The 15574-nt window shown below is 57.5% G+C and carries 21 protein-coding genes and 1 other RNA gene; 13 read left to right on the top strand and 9 right to left on the bottom strand.

Going from position 1 to position 15574, the window contains the following annotated elements:
* The first annotated feature begins 16 nt into the window (after positions 1-16).
* The gene (locus PJL69_RS10805; RefSeq protein WP_271309653.1) at positions 17-901 is read left to right on the top strand and encodes a LysR family transcriptional regulator; all 885 of its coding nucleotides are present in this window, start codon (positions 17-19) and stop codon (positions 899-901) included.
* Positions 898-1815, top strand: a complete 918-nt coding sequence (locus tag PJL69_RS10800) for a DMT family transporter (RefSeq protein WP_271309652.1) — start codon at positions 898-900, stop codon at positions 1813-1815. Before PJL69_RS10805 ends, PJL69_RS10800 begins: the two co-directional genes overlap by 4 nt.
* On the opposite strand, the gene PJL69_RS10795 is transcribed toward PJL69_RS10800, so the two are convergent.
* Together PJL69_RS10795 and PJL69_RS10790 are read right to left on the bottom strand one after the other, a co-directional pair.
* A complete protein-coding gene (locus PJL69_RS10795) occupies positions 1812-2159 on the bottom strand; it encodes an ArsR/SmtB family transcription factor (protein WP_209098984.1) in 348 nt (115 codons plus the stop codon). The genes PJL69_RS10800 and PJL69_RS10795 overlap by 4 nt on opposite strands.
* Before the next feature lie 41 nt (positions 2160-2200).
* Positions 2201-2431, bottom strand: coding sequence for a hypothetical protein (locus PJL69_RS10790; RefSeq protein ID WP_271309651.1), 231 nt, complete (start codon positions 2429-2431; stop codon positions 2201-2203).
* Between the two features lie 106 nt (positions 2432-2537).
* Here PJL69_RS10790 and PJL69_RS10785 point away from each other — a divergent pair, with 106 nt between their 5' ends.
* The 7 genes from PJL69_RS10785 to PJL69_RS10755 all read left to right on the top strand — a co-directional run bounded on the left by PJL69_RS10785 (position 2538) and on the right by PJL69_RS10755 (position 6782).
* Positions 2538-3425 (top strand): LysR family transcriptional regulator, encoded by an 888-nt coding sequence (locus tag PJL69_RS10785; RefSeq protein WP_271309650.1) that lies wholly within the window; start codon positions 2538-2540, stop codon positions 3423-3425.
* A gap of 219 nt (positions 3426-3644) precedes the next feature.
* Positions 3645-4001, top strand: a complete 357-nt coding sequence (locus tag PJL69_RS10780) for an AtpZ/AtpI family protein (protein ID WP_271309649.1) — start codon at positions 3645-3647, stop codon at positions 3999-4001.
* 2 nt (positions 4002-4003) lie between these two features.
* A complete protein-coding gene (locus PJL69_RS10775; RefSeq protein ID WP_209064159.1) occupies positions 4004-4762 on the top strand; it encodes a F0F1 ATP synthase subunit A in 759 nt (252 codons plus the stop codon).
* 89 nt (positions 4763-4851) lie between these two features.
* Positions 4852-5076, top strand: a complete 225-nt coding sequence (locus PJL69_RS10770; protein ID WP_090027589.1) for a F0F1 ATP synthase subunit C — start codon at positions 4852-4854, stop codon at positions 5074-5076.
* 86 nt (positions 5077-5162) lie between these two features.
* Positions 5163-5705 carry a F0F1 ATP synthase subunit B' gene (locus PJL69_RS10765; RefSeq protein ID WP_209098979.1) on the top strand — a complete coding sequence of 181 codons (543 nt, stop codon included), beginning with the start codon at positions 5163-5165 and terminating at the stop codon, positions 5703-5705.
* Positions 5706-5709: 4 nt separating this feature from the next.
* Positions 5710-6273, top strand: coding sequence for a F0F1 ATP synthase subunit B (locus PJL69_RS10760; RefSeq protein WP_271309648.1), 564 nt, complete (start codon positions 5710-5712; stop codon positions 6271-6273).
* Between the two features lie 125 nt (positions 6274-6398).
* Positions 6399-6782: a hypothetical protein gene (locus PJL69_RS10755; RefSeq protein WP_271309647.1), complete on the top strand. Its 384-nt coding sequence runs from the start codon at positions 6399-6401 to the stop codon at positions 6780-6782.
* Between the two features lie 2 nt (positions 6783-6784).
* Here PJL69_RS10755 and PJL69_RS10750 read toward each other — a convergent pair whose 3' ends face one another.
* On the bottom strand, positions 6785-7423 hold the full coding sequence (locus tag PJL69_RS10750) for a ribonuclease T2 (RefSeq protein ID WP_271309646.1): 639 nt from the start codon (positions 7421-7423) through the stop codon (positions 6785-6787).
* Positions 7424-7575: 152 nt separating this feature from the next.
* On the opposite strand from PJL69_RS10750, the gene PJL69_RS10745 reads away from it, so the two are divergent.
* A complete protein-coding gene (locus PJL69_RS10745; RefSeq protein ID WP_271309645.1) occupies positions 7576-8328 on the top strand; it encodes a DUF1013 domain-containing protein in 753 nt (250 codons plus the stop codon).
* Positions 8329-8435: 107 nt separating this feature from the next.
* Here PJL69_RS10745 and recR read toward each other — a convergent pair whose 3' ends face one another.
* The 3 genes from recR to PJL69_RS10730 all read right to left on the bottom strand — a co-directional run bounded on the left by recR (position 8436) and on the right by PJL69_RS10730 (position 11426).
* The gene (gene recR / locus PJL69_RS10740) at positions 8436-9026 is read right to left on the bottom strand and encodes a recombination mediator RecR (protein ID WP_209098969.1); all 591 of its coding nucleotides are present in this window, start codon (positions 9024-9026) and stop codon (positions 8436-8438) included.
* 76 nt (positions 9027-9102) lie between these two features.
* Complete coding sequence (locus tag PJL69_RS10735) at positions 9103-9447, bottom strand: YbaB/EbfC family nucleoid-associated protein (RefSeq protein ID WP_271309644.1); 345 nt, start codon at positions 9445-9447, stop codon at positions 9103-9105.
* Positions 9448-9659: 212 nt separating this feature from the next.
* Entirely contained in the window at positions 9660-11426 is a 1767-nt protein-coding gene (locus PJL69_RS10730; protein WP_441347475.1) for a DNA polymerase III subunit gamma/tau, read from the bottom strand.
* A 181-nt stretch (positions 11427-11607) separates the two neighbouring features.
* Here PJL69_RS10730 and PJL69_RS10725 point away from each other — a divergent pair, with 181 nt between their 5' ends.
* On the top strand, positions 11608-12108 hold the full coding sequence (locus PJL69_RS10725; RefSeq protein WP_271309642.1) for a protein-tyrosine phosphatase family protein: 501 nt from the start codon (positions 11608-11610) through the stop codon (positions 12106-12108).
* Positions 12109-12172: 64 nt separating this feature from the next.
* Here PJL69_RS10725 and PJL69_RS10720 read toward each other — a convergent pair whose 3' ends face one another.
* Positions 12173-12700 carry a c-type cytochrome gene (locus PJL69_RS10720; RefSeq protein ID WP_271309641.1) on the bottom strand — a complete coding sequence of 176 codons (528 nt, stop codon included), beginning with the start codon at positions 12698-12700 and terminating at the stop codon, positions 12173-12175.
* A 142-nt stretch (positions 12701-12842) separates the two neighbouring features.
* On the opposite strand from PJL69_RS10720, the gene PJL69_RS10715 reads away from it, so the two are divergent.
* Positions 12843-13679, top strand: a complete 837-nt coding sequence (locus tag PJL69_RS10715; protein ID WP_441347479.1) for a prephenate dehydratase — start codon at positions 12843-12845, stop codon at positions 13677-13679.
* A 69-nt stretch (positions 13680-13748) separates the two neighbouring features.
* Here PJL69_RS10715 and PJL69_RS10710 read toward each other — a convergent pair whose 3' ends face one another.
* On the bottom strand, positions 13749-14216 hold the full coding sequence (locus PJL69_RS10710; protein ID WP_271309639.1) for an SRPBCC family protein: 468 nt from the start codon (positions 14214-14216) through the stop codon (positions 13749-13751).
* Between the two features lie 66 nt (positions 14217-14282).
* Positions 14283-15257 (bottom strand): NAD(+) diphosphatase, encoded by a 975-nt coding sequence (nudC, locus tag PJL69_RS10705; RefSeq protein ID WP_271309638.1) that lies wholly within the window; start codon positions 15255-15257, stop codon positions 14283-14285.
* 127 nt (positions 15258-15384) lie between these two features.
* On the opposite strand from nudC, the gene ffs reads away from it, so the two are divergent.
* Positions 15385-15483: signal recognition particle sRNA small type (gene ffs / locus PJL69_RS10700), an RNA gene on the top strand.
* Positions 15484-15574: the final 91 nt, after the last annotated feature.

The following is a 15574-nucleotide window of genomic DNA, read 5'->3' as shown; positions in this document are numbered from 1 at the left end:
ACGCAGGGAGAGTGGCATGAAGAACTGGGATGAAGTGCGCACAGCCTTTCAAGTGGCGCGGCTGGGCACTGTGAGTGGCGCGGCTGAAGCGCTTGGGGTGCATCATGCGACTGTGATCAGGCATATTGATGCATTGGAAGGCCAACTGGGCGTGAAGTTGTTTCAGCGCCATGCGCGCGGCTATACCGCAACCGAAGCCGGTGAGGATTTGATGCGCGTGGCGCAAGCCACCGATGATCAATTTGGTCAGCTAGAGGGGCGCATCAAGGGGCGCGGCGCAGATGTGGCGGGTGAGCTGGTTGTCACTTCTCTTGGGGGATTTGCGCCTTTGCTGTCGCCTATTCTGTCGGACTTTCAGGCAGAACACCCTGATCTATTGGTGCGGTTTTTGACCGGTGATCGGGTGTTTCGGTTGGAATATGGTGAGGCGCATGTAGCAATTCGCGCAGGGGATGGGGAGGTGCAGCCGGACAATGTGGTGCAGCCCCTCGCGCAAATGCCTTCTGCGCTCTACGCTGCACAGTCCTATATCGATCGGTTCGGTGTGCCGGAAAATGAGGCGGATTTGGCGAGCCACCGCTTTGTTGGGCCAGACAACCCGGACAGTCGGGCGCCTTTCAATCGCTGGATGAAGACGCATGTTCCGCGTGAAAACGTGGTGTTTCGCTCCACATCTGATCGCGCGTTAGAAGCTGCGGTGCAGTCCGGCGCAGGACTTGGCTTTTTGCCGACTTGGGTGGCAGATATGTTTGATGATGTTGTTGAGGTGCTGCCAGCGCGTCGTGAGTGGGATGCGCCTGTGCGGATCATCACCCATGTGGATTTGCATCGCACAACGAAGGTGCAGACCTTCCTGACGTTCCTCAAAGCGCGCGCTGCGACATGGGCGTCTGGCACATGAGTGATGTCGCAAAGCTATCCGCCAAACCCAAGCTGGGCCTGCCTTTGCGCGGGCATCTGGCGATGCTGTTGTTTTCGGCATTGGTGGCAGGGTCTTTTTCGCTGGGGGCGCTGAGTGCAAATGCAGTGGAGCCGGCTGCGCTGAATGCGGTGCGGTTTCTGATCGCGGCGGCGGTGATAGGTATGGCTGCGCTCGCCACCAAGGGGCTGCCGCGTACAGCCTGGCGTGCGCCGTGGCGTTATCTGATCCTTGGCGGCTTGTTTGCCGGGTACTTTGTGCTGATGTTTGAGGGGCTGAAGACAGCGCATCCGGTGAGCACGGCGGCTGTTTTTACGTTAACCCCAGTGATGTCAGCGGTGTTTGGCTGGGGATTGCTAGGTCAGATCACAACACGTCGGATGCTGTTGGCGCTGGCGATTGGCGCAGTTGGGGCGCTTTGGGTGATCTTTCGAGCTGATTGGGCGGCGTTTCGGCGGTTTGAGATCGGGCAGGGGGAAATCTATTACTTCTGGGGCTGCATGCTGCATGCGCTCTATACGCCGATGGTGCGCAAGTTGAACCGAGGCGAGGCGCCGATTGTGTTCACTTTTGGCACGCTGGTGGCGGGGTTTTTGATCCTGTCCGTGTTCGGTGCGCGTGACATCCTTCCGACAGATTGGTTTGCATTGGACCGTGTGGTTTGGGCAGCCATCGTGTATCTGGCCGTGTTTGCCAGCGCGGTGACCTTTGTGCTGGTGCAGTTTGCATCGCTCAACCTGCCGAGTGCCAAGGTGATGGCCTATACCTACTTGGTGCCGAGCTGGGTGATCTGTTGGGAGATTGCTCTGGGCAATGGGGCGCCAACTGGTCTGGTGCTCGTTGGGATCGGTTTGACCTGTATTGCGCTTCTGATGCTGCTGGAAGGGGATACTTAAGGCGCGTCTTTACTGGCTGGGGGATCTGTGAGTTCGACCTCAAGGAAGCGTTCAAAAGCATCCAGATGGATCGGTTCGAACTGACCAAACCCCTGCATCCAGACAGAGGCGCCACGCAGGGCGTCTGGCTCCAGCTTGCACCATTTCACCCGGCCGCGTTTTTCCTGTGAGATCAGCCCGGCTTTGGTGAGGATCATCAGGTGTTTGGAAATGGCGGCGAGGGACATCTCAAATGGTTCCGCCACATCGGTCACTGCCATGTCGTCTTCTAATAGCATGGTCAGGATCGTACGCCGTGTTGGGTCGGCGAGCGCGGAGAAAACCGTATCAAGTGAGGGTGTCATACAGTTGTATGTAGCGGTGCAGCGCCGTTTGGGAAAGAGGCTTAGCCATAAGGGTGGTGTGTATGCTGCGACGGCAGGTGCAGTTTGACCAGCTCGAGTTCCGTCGGGGAGAGGCCAATGTCGCGTGCGAGATGGTCAGACAGCGGCGGTTTTGGGTGGTTAAGGTATTTCAGGCGCTCCCTTATTTTTCGCAGCGCGCGCGCCAAAGTCGTCGGGGAGGCGAGGGCAAAGGAGAACCATGCGCGCCGAAGCGCGGTTTTTGAGTAAGACATCAGAATACTCCTGAAAAATGCTATGTTGTGACTGTTTCAGAGACGTATGCGCGGTACAATTGGCGTTTCTTGACATATTATGTGCCGAAAAGGCACAAGTGCCGTCATGTCGAGAAACTTACCTCCGTTAAATGCCTTGCGCGCTTTTGAAGCGGCTGGGCGGCACGAAAGCTTTAGCAAGGCCGCAGACGAGTTGAATGTGGCGCATTCCGCCGTGAGCCGTCACGTGCGCGGCTTGGAGGCGCGTCTTGGAGTGAAGCTGTTTCGCGATCTGCCGCGTGGTGTGGCTCTGACCCCTGAAGGGAAGAGCTATTTGGAGAGGATGGTTCTGGCACTGGATCTGATTGCCGAGGCAACCGAGGATTTGACGGACGCCCCGGTTGGAAAAGTGGTGGTGAATTGTGAGGCGTTCTTTGCTGAGCGCTTTATTGTGCCCCGGCTGGCGCGGTTCTATGCGGCGTATCCTGAAATCGATCTTCGGTTGGAGACTTCTGACCACTTAGCGGATGTGGAGCGCTATGAGGCGGATCTCGCAGTGCGATTTGCGCATTCTGGTGCGTTGAGCGTGCCCTGTGATCTGTTGTCGGACGCCATGGTCTATCCTTTTGCAACCCCTGAGGTGGCGCGCGCCTTTAAAGGGCCCGAGGATTTGTTGACGGTGAGGCGTTTCAGGGATCGGCGAGATGATCTGTGGCGGGCTTGGTTTGAAGCAGTCGATGTGGCGCCGGTTGGTGTTCCGGACAAAGATTGGCGTCTGCAAAAGACTATGGCCTACGAGGCGACGCTCAATGGGTTGGGGGTTCTTCTGTGCTCTGAGGAGGTGACGTCTGCTGATGTGGCGCGAGGTCTGCTGGTGAAGTGCAATGATCGCGGGTTGCGAGACGGCGCGTTTTTTCTCGTCCATGGCAGCCGTGGTATACGGCGCGCGGCCGTGCGCGCTTTTCAGGAGTGGCTGCTCAAGGAGACCGAACCGTTCCGCAGGGCTCAGGGCTGAGCAGGCCAAAAGCCAAAATCAACCAAAAGGTTGAATATAGGATTTGGCGCAAATGCACGTGGACTGCATCGGATGTTGGCTGCCAATGCGTGTGGCTCACTAAAAAATAATATTTGAAAACAGAGGTTTGCGCCGATGTCACTGGCTGTGCCAATTCTGTTGACTCATGGGCCCCGCCACCGTAGCAATGCCGCATCGTTAGCAAGGGGTAAATTGCGCGTGCGCGAGACCGACCACAAAGACCAAATGCAGCGTCTTGAGGAACGGATCGCAGCGGCCAAGTCGGCCCAGGACCCAAAACCCCGCGCTGATGAGCACTATTCGGCGGCCAATCAGGCCTGGCGCATGGTGATTGAAATGGTGGCCGGTCTTGGGATCGGCTTTGGCATCGGATATGGGCTGGACAGCCTGTTTGGGACACTCCCGATCTTCATGGTGCTGTTTACATTGTTCGGTCTGGCCGCTGGCATCAATGTGATGCTGCGCAGCGCCAAAGAGATCGAAGAGAAACAAGCGGCTGAGGCCGCAAAGCTAGATAAGGCAGCTAAGGCTGCCGAGAGAGACGAGAGGGATTGAACGTGGCAAGCGAAGCACACGGCGCGGAAGAAGGCGGTCTGGTATTCCACCCGATGGACCAGTTCATCATCAAACCTTTGTTTGGTGGCGATCACATCGGCCTTTTCACCATCACCAACGCAACCCTCTGGATGGCGCTGGCGGTTGTCGCTGTTGTGGCTCTGATGGTGGTTGGCACACGTCGCCGCGCAATCGTGCCGAGCCGTGGTCAGTCCATCGGTGAGCTGGCTTACGGTTTTATCTACAAGATGGTTGAGGATGTTGCGGGCAAAGACGCCGTGAAATTCTTCCCATATATCATGACGCTGTTCCTGTTCATCGTGATGGCCAACTTCCTCGGCCTGATCCCGATGTCCTTCACCACCACCTCCCACTTCGCTGTGACCGTTGTTCTGGCGCTGCTGGTGTTTGTCACCGTGACTGTGGTGGGCTTTGTGAAGAACGGCGCAGGCTTCCTTGGTCTGTTCTGGGTCTCCAGCGCGCCGCTGCCGCTGCGCCCGATCCTCGCCATCATCGAAGTGATTTCCTATTTCGTGCGCCCCGTCAGCCACAGCATTCGTCTTGCTGGTAACGTGATGGCGGGCCACGCCGTGATCAAAGTGTTCGCAGGCTTTGCCGCGATCGCTGTTGTCAGCCCGGTTTCCGTGGTTGCGATCACCGCGATGTACGGTCTTGAGGTCCTGGTGGCCTTCATCCAGGCTTACGTCTTCACCATTCTGACCTGTGTGTATCTGAAAGATGCGCTGCATCCGTCACACTAAGGATTGCGGTGCGCCCTGACGGCGCATCCGACACAGGCTCAAACCAAACAACCCTGAATTCAAACTTCCAATCGTAAGGAGATACCCCCATGGAAGGTCAACTCGCACACATCGGCGCAGGTCTCGCAGCAATCGGTTCCGGCGCAGCCGCAATCGGTGTTGGTAACGTCGCAGGCAACTTCCTGGCCGGCGCTCTGCGCAACCCATCCGCAGCTGCTTCCCAGACTGCAACTCTTTTCATCGGCATCGCATTCGCAGAAGCACTGGGCATCTTCTCGTTCCTGGTTGCTCTGCTGCTGATGTTCGCCGTCTAAGCCTACGGAACCATCCTTACGTGCGGGTGCGGGCGCACTTGCTTGCGCCCCGCCCGTAACCCAACGGAAGTTCCCAGGAGGACGACATGGCGACCAAAACGACTGACGCCGCAGGCCACGCAGCAGAGGCCGCCTCTGCACCGGGCATGCCGCAGCTCGATTTCTCGAACTGGGGCAACCAGATTTTCTGGCTTCTGGTCACACTTGTTGTGATCTATTTCGTCCTGTCGCGCATCGCGCTGCCGCGCATTGCTGCGGTTCTGGCTGAGCGCCAGGGGACCATTACAAATGACATCGCCGCAGCTGAAGAGCTGAAGGCGAAGGCCGTGGAAGCGGAAGAGGCTTACAACAAAGCCCTTGCCGACGCAAAAGCTGAAGCGCAGCGTATCGTTGCCGAGGCGAAAGCGGAAATCCAGGCTGACCTGAACGCGGCCACCGAAAAGGCGGACGCAGAGATTGCAGCGAAAGCCGCTGAGTCGGAGAAGGCGATTGCCGAGATCCGCGCCGGTGCGCTTGAGAGCATCAAGGACGTTGCCAACGCGACCACCTCTGAGCTGGTGACAGCCCTTGGCGGTGCGGCAGATGACGCGGAAGTGGCCAAGGCCGTTGATGCGCAGATGAAAGGGTAAGACAATGCGGAAACTGACCACATTTGCTGCCCTTATGGCGTTGAGCGCAACACCTGCGCTCGCAGCAAGCGGCCCGTTCTTCTCCCTGAAGAACACCGACTTCATCGTGACGCTCGGCTTCATCCTGTTCATCGCGGTTCTGTTCTACTTCAAAGTACCTTCCCTGTTGGGCGGTATGCTGGACAAGCGTGCAGAGGACATCAAATCGGAACTGGACGAGGCCCGCGCCTTGCGTGAGGAAGCCCAGACCGTTCTGGCGTCTTATGAACGCAAGCAGAAAGAAGTGCAGGAGCAAGCGGCCCGCATCGTCGAGCAGGCCAAATCCGAAGCACAGGCTGCTGCTGATCAGGCCAAAGTGGATCTTGAAAACTCCATCGCGCGCCGTCTGGCCGCTGCGGAAGATCAGATTGCTTCTGCCGAAGCGGCTGCTGTGAAAGAAGTGCGTGACCAAGCAGTGGTTGTCGCCGTGGGCGCTGCCCGCGACGTGATCGCGGGGCAGATGACAGCTGCGTCTGCCAACAAGCTGATTGATGCAGGCATCGCTGAAGTGGATGCGAAGCTGCACTAAGCAGAGTGTGCACTGAGTTAGAAAACCCGGTCCTTGTGACCGGGTTTTCTCGTTTCGCCATGCTGGCGCCGCAATGCTGTGATGGATGCTGCAGGAACACTGATTTCTTTTGGATCGGATCCCGCATGATTACAGTACGCTTCCCCTTCGCAGCCGCCATTTGTTTGGTCATCATAGGCTGTTCAGACACAACACGGGTTGCCACAAGCCAGACAACCGCGGCACCTGATGAGGTGTTTTGGGCGAAGAACCAATTGGCGGAACAGACCGCCGCACCGGGTGCCGTTCGATTTCCACGCTTTGAGGTTTATGCGCTGAGCAATGGGGATAGGGCCTATTGTGGGGATATGAGCCTGCCAAACGCTGCGGGCCACATCTTGGGGAGTGTGCCATTTTACATGCGCAGCCGTGCGGGTGTGGTCAAATCCATCGAGGCTGATGTCAGCAGTGCGGAATTTGCACGTAAGACTTGCGCAGACGTCCGCAAAGGCAGCCTGCGCATCGGCTAAGGTTAGCGGACGGGATCAAAACGCGCGCTGGTTTGCGTACAGTCTTTGATCACATCACGCCCACAAGGCACGGGTTCGAGCCCCTTGCTGAGGCAGATTCTGGCTTCCTGAATGAACTCGCCGCGGCAGGTGATTGTCACCATATCCGCCTCTAATTCGGGGTTTGCCTTCAGGAATGCCGCTTCGACCACGGCGGCGGGCAGAGTGACGGTTTCTTCGAGTTTACGAAAGACCTGTGGCCGGGCGATGCTGTCATAAGCCTGCCGTGCGGTGGCGTAGTAGTCTTCGCCAGTCAGGCCAGAGCATGTGCCGTGTTTCTTCCATTGATACCAGGCGAGCCCTGAGGTGCCCATGATGTCGGCCATGGCATTGGTGAGATGACGGGGCGGGTTGCGCTCTGCTGAGCTGCAGTAGGAGGGCCAGCCGCGATGGAACTGTGGCCAGAGGCCATGCATGATCCAGCCGTGATCTTCTGATGTGTCACATTGCGGGCTGCCTTTGGCGTCCCCTTCCATGGCGCACCAATTTGGGGACCAGCTGAGGGCCAGCACGTAATAGTCGAACTCTCCGGCTTTTTCGCCTTCGGCCCAGAGGGGCAAAGCGGTTAGGGCCAGACAGGCCGCCGCAATCAATGCACGCATTCACTCTTTCCTTTTTTCCACAACCGCACTATATCGGGCGTAAGTTCCCCGACAACGGAAACCCGCACCAGACCATCGGTGCCGTCTGACAAAAGTCAGGCGTCAGGTGAAATGTATCCAGGTTGGGGTCAGAGAGCGTAAGGAGTTAAGACATGGCCAAGCTGCTGCACCCAAAGGCCACCGCCGTTTGGCTGGTGGACAACACCACGATCAGCTTCAAACAGATTGCTGATTTTGTGGGCATGCATGAGTTGGAAATTCAGGGCATCGCGGATGGCGATGTTGCGGCAGGCGTGAAAGGGTTTGACCCGGTTGCCAACAACCAGCTGGTTCAGGAAGAGATCAATGCTGCGGAAAACAACCCGCTGCATAAGCTGAAGCTGAAATTCAACGCAGCGGCTTCTGGTGAAGAGAAACGCCGTGGGCCACGCTACACGCCGTTGTCCAAGCGTCAGGATCGCCCGGCCTCCATTCTTTGGCTGGTGAAATTCCACCCGGAGCTGTCTGACGGTCAGATCGGTAAACTGGTGGGTACCACCAAGCCGACTATTCAGGCGATCCGCGAGCGCACCCACTGGAACATTGCCAACATTCAGCCGATTGACCCTGTGGCGCTTGGCCTGTGTAAGCAGTCCGAGCTCGACACTGCCGTGAACAAAGCGGCGGCGAAGAAAGCGGCAGAAGGCGGCATCATGTCTGATGATGAGCGTCGCAAGCTGGTATCCACTGAGCAATCGCTTGAGATGGAAGCGGAGCCGAAGATCCCATCGGCGATTGAGGGTCTGGAGACCTTCTCGCTGGCGGATGATGATGACGACACAGATACCCGCAGCGATGATGATTTTGCAGATGCGGATAGCTTCTTCAATCTGCCAGGTGGCGACGACGAAGAACAGCCACGATAAGTCTGGCAAGACACAGATAGAAAGGGCCGTGCAGTATTTGCGCGGCCTTTTTTGTTTCACGGTGTGTTGCAGATGCCGGCGTTGTAGGGCTGCGCCCGAACACGAGTTTAAAGCGGTTTGCGTGCGTTCAGAGCTGCGCTAATGGTACCCTCGTCCAGGTAGTCGAGTTCACCGCCCACGGGGACGCCTTGCGCCAGCGAGGTGAGCGTGACCTGCTCTTCCAATTGGTCGGCGATATAGTGTGCAGTGGTTTGACCATCCACAGTGGCGTTGAGTGCCAGAATCACTTCGGTGATGCCCTCGCTGATCACACGATCCATCAGGCGGGGGATGGACAGATCTTCTGGGCCAACCCCTTCGAGTGCTGAGAGCGTGCCGCCAAGCACGTGATAGCGCCCGTCAAAGACGTTTGTGCGCTCCATGGCCCAGAGATCGGACACGTCTTCCACCACACAGAGCACACCCGTGGCGCGTTTTTCAGACGTGCAGATTTCACAGATATCAGTGGTGCCGACGTTGCCGCAGTTGAGACACTCGCGCGCGCTCACAGCGACGGCTTGCATGGCGTCGGCCAGCGGCGTGAGCTGCAGGGTGCGTTTGCGGATCAGATGCAGGACTGCGCGCCGGGCGGAACGGGGGCCAAGCCCGGGCAGCTTGGCCATCATTTCGATCAGCGTATCAATTTCGGGACTGCTCATGTCCGGGCCTTTTCTGGCGGCGATTTTGCCTTTTATAGCAAGAAAATGCCCGGTGCACAGAAGGGTTTCTGAACGGTTAGAATGGCAGTTTCATGTCGGCAGGCAGGCCGAGTTCAGAGGTGATTTTGCCCAGCTCGTCTTGTGCGCGTTCAGCGGCTTTGGACTGTGCGTCTTTGATGGCGGCGAGGATCAGATCTTCGACCACTTCTTTGTCATCGCCGTTGAAGATGGAGGGGTCAATATTGAGCGCTTTCAGCTCGCCTTTGGCAGAGGCAGTGGCTTTCACAAGGCCAGCACCGCTTTCGCCGACAACCATGATGTTGTGCAGCTCTTCCTGCATATCTGCCATCTTGGTTTGCATTTGCTGGGCTTTTTTCATCATGCCGGCCATATCGCCGAGATTGCCTAGACCTTTGAGCATTGGTCGTCTCCTAGAGGATTCCTTTGCAGCTTAGATACGGGCGGAAAGACTGTGGAACAAGGGGGAGCCGTGTCGAAGTCGCGTGACTGACGCTTGTTGTGTTTCGTGACGCTCGTTCGCACCTGAAATGATCCCCCGGATCATTTCCAGGACTGTGGATCTACGACCGTTCGCCGCTGAAACGATTCACTGGATCGTTTCCAAGACGCGGCTCACTCCTCAAACGGATCCCATTCATCTTCGACCTCAGGGAGCGCCTCGGCAAGCGCTTCATTGGCGAGGTCTCGACGGGACTTGATGTCTGTGATTTTCGCCTTTGGGAACGCGTCCATCACGGCCATGACAAGCGGATGGGCTTCAGCCTCTGCGCGCATCTGATTGGCGGCGGCATCGCGGATTTCGGCAACCGTTGGCGCACCACCAGTATTTACCAGCGTGACCGCCCAGCGGCTGCCGGTCCAGCGTTGCAGGCGGCTGCCGAGACGCTGCGCGAGATCGTTGGGTGCTTTCGGCGCGGGCTCAAATTCAATCCGGCCCGGCGAATAGTTGGCCAGCCGCACGCCGCCCTCAACCTCGACCAGCAGCTTCACGTCACGCTGCTGGCGGATCAGCTCGATCACATGTTCAAAGGTCGGATATTTGGCCAGAGTGGCCACATCTTGGCTGGCCAGTGCAACGACTTGACCTGCTCCAGCACGTGCTGAGACGCCGCCACCCTGCGGTGTGTGGCCCATGGGGGCGCCCTGCGCCATCGTATGGCCGCCAGCGGGTTGTCTCATGCTATTGCCACCACCGGGAGGGCCGGGAGGTGGGGGCGTGTCTTGCAGCTTGCGCAGCAGCTCTTCGGGGCTGGGCAAGTCGGCCACGTGGGTCAAGCGGATGATGGCCATTTCCGCCGCCATCATGGCGTTGGGGGCTGCGGCCACTTCCTCCAGCGCTTTGAGCAACATCTGCCACATGCGTGTGAGCACGCGCATGGGCAGCTCGTTGGCCATGGTCAGGCCACGGGCGCGCTCATCGGGGCTGACGGTGGGGTCTTCGGCAGCTTCTGGCGTGATCTTCACGACAGAGACCCAGTGGGTGATCTCCGCGAGATCGCGCAGAATGGCCATCGGGTCGGCCCCATCGGCATATTGCGCCGACAGCTCGTTGAGTGCATTTCCAGCATCGCCGCGCAGGATCATATCAAACAGATCGAGGACGCGGCCGCGATCGGCAAGACCCAACATGGCGCGGACCTGATCTGCAGTGGTTTCGCCAGCCCCATGAGAAATGGCCTGATCGAGCAGGGAAGTGGCGTCACGGGCCGAGCCTTCTGCGGCACGTGTGATCAGTGCGAGCGCATCTTCGGCGATTTCCGCCCCTTCTGATGTGGCGATGCGGGTGAGCATGCCAATCATGTCTTCTGGTTCGATCCGGCGCAAATCAAACCGCTGGCAGCGGGACAGTACGGTCACCGGTACTTTGCGAATCTCGGTGGTGGCGAAGATGAATTTGACGTGGGCGGGGGGCTCCTCCAGCGTTTTGAGCAGCGCGTTGAACGCGCTGGTGGAGAGCATGTGCACCTCGTCGATGATGTAGATTTTGTAGCGGGCGGAAGCCGCGCGGTAATGCACCGAGTCGATGATTTCGCGAATGTCGTTCACGCCGGTCCTAGAGGCGGCGTCCATCTCCATCACGTCGACGTGGCGGCCTTCCATGATCGCTTTACAGTGCTCGCAGGCCCCACAGGGCTCCGTCGTTGGGCCGCCTTCGCCATCTGGACCGATGCAGTTCATGCCCTTGGCGATGATTCGCGCTGTGGTGGTTTTACCCGTCCCGCGAATCCCTGTCATGACAAAGGCTTGCGCGATTCGGTCTGCTTCAAAGGCGTTTTTGAGCGTGCGCACCATGGCGTCCTGCCCGACAAGATCCGCGAAGGTTTCGGGGCGATATTTGCGCGCGAGAACCTGATAGCCGGTGTCGGGAGTGTCGGTCATGGTCGTCCTGTGAGGTTGCGGCTCGAAGTATTCGAGCCAAAAGATTCGGGTGGTCAGTGGCGGTGGTCTGACGCAGGTTAAGCGGCAGGGCCTGTCGCGTCCACCGGATATAGTGGGCATAGTTGCCGCGGACGCGCTCTGCAAATGACAGGAGCCGCGCGTGTGAACTTTGGAGGGGAGAATGACGCAAGAATTTAAGATCTACCCATGCGCGGTTTCTGATGGGCAATTGGCGCTGTCTCCCGCTCCTGGCGCGGTAGGGCCGCTTGCAGAGGCTCTGGAGGCGATTTCAAACTGGGGTGCTCAGCATGTGGTGAGCCTAACGGAAGAAAGCGAAATGATCGCGTTGGGTATGCAGTCTTTGGGCGACGGGCTGACACGGTTGGGCATTCATTGGATACATGTTCCAATCGCTGATTTCGATATACCCAACGCAGCGCAAACTGAGCTTTGGGCCGTGATAGAGACACAACTCTTGCAGGCTTTGAAAGCAGGCGAGCGCGTGTTGGTGCATTGCCGCGGCGGATGCGGGCGGTCGGGGATGATTGTGCTGAAGTTGATGGTGGCCCAGGGAGAAGCGCCAGAGGGCGCATTGGCGCGATTGCGCGCGATCCGTCGTTGCGCGGTGGAAACAGATGCGCAGATGTCGTGGGCAACAGGTGAACTGATAAAGAAAGTTTGAGGCGGGTAAACAAAAAGACCGCAGCGGGGCTGCGGTCTTTTGATTTACGACTGTGGTATCAGCGTTACTGGCCGATTGTCTCCAGATACGCGATCAGGTTTGCGCGATCCTTCGGTTTCTTCAGGCCAGAGAAGGCCATTTTCGTACCGGGCGCGTAGCTTTTGGGGTTGGTGAGGAACCCGTCCAGATTTTCTGGAGACCAAACGTCTGCAACTTGCTCAAGCGCACCTGAGTAGCTGAAGCCGTCAACCGAATCGACGGTGCGGTTCACAACGCCAAACAGGTGAGGACCAGTGCCATTGGCGCCATCGTCGAGTTTGTGGCATGCCTTACACTTGCTGAAGACTTTTGCGCCTTTGTCGACGTCCGCACTTGCGAGCAGTTCTGCAAAGGTTGGGCCTTCTTCAGCTTCGGCCGCGCCGCTATCCGCACCTTCAACTTCAATCACATAGGCTTGCTTTGCATGGTCCCCGCCGTGCCCTTTGGGGCCGGTGTGGTAAAGCGCTTCAGCGGCCCAGCCGCCCAGCATGAATATCAGCAGGGCGCCGCAGAGAGCGCCAACAACTTTGGTGATCGTCATCGTGTCAAACATGCTACGTTTCCATTTCGTGGCGTTTTCCGAATTTCTAAGCGCTTCCCCTATGATAACGCAAGGTGTACTTACCGCGACCAAACGCCCCTATCTGCGCAAAATGGCGCTCAAATCGTGGGGCAAGGGAGCAGGGATGACCAAGATTACCAATCGCATCGCATTTCAGGGCGAGCTCGGCGCATACTCGCACGAAGCTTGCCAGAACGCGCGTCCGGATATGGAGGCGATGCCCTGTCGTTCGTTTGAAGATGTCATCGAGGCGGTAAAATCGGGCGCGGCGGACCTTGCGATGCTGCCAATTGAGAACACCACCTATGGCCGCGTTGCCGATATTCATCGACTGCTGCCTGAGAGCGGCTTGCATATTGTCGATGAGGCTTTTGTGCGCGTGCGGATCAGCTTGATGGGGCTGCCGGGTGTCGCGCTGGACGAGATTGATACCGTGCGTGCGCATATGGTGCTTTTGCCGCAATCTGCTGAATTTCTGAAAGCACATGGAATCAAAGCGATTTCTGCGGCGGATAGTGCAGGCGCTGCGCAGGATCTGGTGACACACAAACGCGCCAACGAAGGGGTGTTGGCGTCTGAACTTGCGGCAGAAATTTATGGTTTGAATGTGCTGGCCACAGACGTGGAAGACCACGGCCACAACACCACACGCTTTCTGATCATGGCGCGCGAACCTGATTATGCCCGTCGTGAAAAGCGCAAGATGATGACCACCTTTGTCTTTGAAGTGCGCAACATTCCTGCGGCGCTTTACAAGGCGATGGGTGGGTTTGCGACCAACGGAATCAACATGACCAAGCTCGAAAGCTACATGGTTGGTGGCAGCTTCACCGCGACCCAGTTTTATGCCGATATCGAGGGGCATCCGGAAGATCCGGCGGTTATTCTGGCAATGGATGAGCTGCGCTATTTTACGACCAACGTTTCGATCATCGGTGTCTACCCGGCAGATCGCGATCGTGTGTCTTAGGCCCGCGAAAGGTTTTGACAAAGCAAAGGCGCCGAAAGGCGCCTTTCGTGTCTTAAGTAAGGCCAACGCTTATGTGCTTTGGCGGTAGCGTTCCTCAAGATCCGCACGCATGCCAGACAGCCGCGACCGGATGCGTTTGTTGATGTTGTTTCGGGCGAGTTTGAGAGACTGTAACAGAAGCCTCGATGACAGCGTTTTTGCTTTCATGCCGCTCCAGAACTGAACGCGGGTCTTCGTGCGCGAAAGCGCGACCAATTCAAATTTTATATCTGTCTCAAGACCTTGGATTTTTGCACGCATTGCGATCTCATTGGGTGCATCAAGGCGGGTCATTTCGAGATTGACGGTGCGGGGTTTGCCACGCAACAGAAACGCAATTTCCCAAATTGCCCCAACACCCGCTTGAGGGAGGCTGTCCAGCCTCGTGACTTCTGCGCCGCGCCGCAATGCAGACCGTTCATAGACCTCGACGTCGCTTAGCATGATAAAGGCCTGCTCTATTGGCACGTCGATGTCTTCTCTTCCGGTCAGTTCCATTGGGCCTCTTTGGGGAATGTGATGTGGGGAATGGGATTAGTCTGTTCTCTGTCTGCGATTTTTGCGTCAATCCAGACTATCTGCAAGCCAATTTCTCAAAAGAAAATGAGCAATTGCGCCTTTTCGAGCCGGCTTGATGACTGGATGTGTTCCAGCAAAAACATCCAGCATTTCCTCTCGACTGACCCACAGTGCATCTTCGAGTTCGTTGGGGTCGACGGTGATGTCCTCACTTAGTGCGGTGCCTTTGCATCCAAACATCAATGATGAGGGGAACGGCCAGGGCTGGCTGGCAAGGTAAGACACCGCGCCAACTCTGATGCCGGCCTCTTCTACCACTTCGCGCCGCACAGCGGCTTCCAGTGTTTCGCCGGGTTCTACAAACCCCGCCAGAAGCGAGTACATGCCTTCCGGCCAGCCTGGAGAGCGCCCCATTAGCACATTGTTTCCATGGGTGATGAGCATGATCACCACCGGGTCGGTTCTGGGGAAATGTGACGTGTTACATGTGGGGCAATCACGCTGCCAGCCTGACATTGTCATGCGACTTTCTGAGCCGCAGGCGGCGCAGAATCTATGCGATTTATGCCAGCCATAGATGGCGCGGGCGGTGGCAGAAAGCTCTGCGTCCCGTGGTGAGAGACGGGCCATTGCGGCACGCAGTTCTACAAATAGATGATCCTTTGCCAAAATCGGGTGATGTTGCACCGAAGGATCAAAGAACTGGTTGAGCGTCGTCAGATCCTGCGCTTCGGGCTCCCATGCAGAAATATCGTGTGCAAACAGTGCAGTGCCGTCTTCTGACAGGCCCAGAAAAACGGGGGGAACAGGGGGACTATGAGCCTCATCAAGGATTGGATGGTCCATGGGGACTTGCACAAGCTGATCTGTGTTTTGACCGGAGAGCAGAACCTTGCCGCGCCACAAAATCATTGTGCAGCTGGTTTCGTTCTTTGCCAGCTCTTTTGCCTTTGAGCCGCGCAACTCTGCCGCGCGGTTGAGGCTTGAGCCTCCAAATGTAACGGTTTCTGCGTGTCTCATGCCTGGCTCCCTCTTGTGGATGATGAGTGACATGATCGTGCGGTAGCTGCAATCGAAAGGCAGAGTGCTCTGGTATTGCGCGCCGCAGGTGCTTGCATCTGCTGCGAAGCCAGCCTATATCCCTGCGTGAGAGGTTGGCGCGGGTAAGCGCCTCGCCAACCCGGTCAGATCCGGAAGGAAGCAGCCGTAACGAGCCCCGCTTGGGTCGTTGTCCAGCCTCTCACCTTGATCTTCCGTGAAATTCTCTGAATCCCTAGCGTTCTGCGTCGCAGGCGTGCTTTGATGTGTCAAGCTCGGGCCTATGGCTTTGTTTCTGG

It is taken from the genome of Shimia sp. MMG029 (assembly GCF_027947445.1).
Taxonomy (GTDB): Bacteria; Pseudomonadota; Alphaproteobacteria; order Rhodobacterales; family Rhodobacteraceae; genus Shimia.
This window is presented reverse-complemented; position numbering and strand designations above follow the sequence as displayed.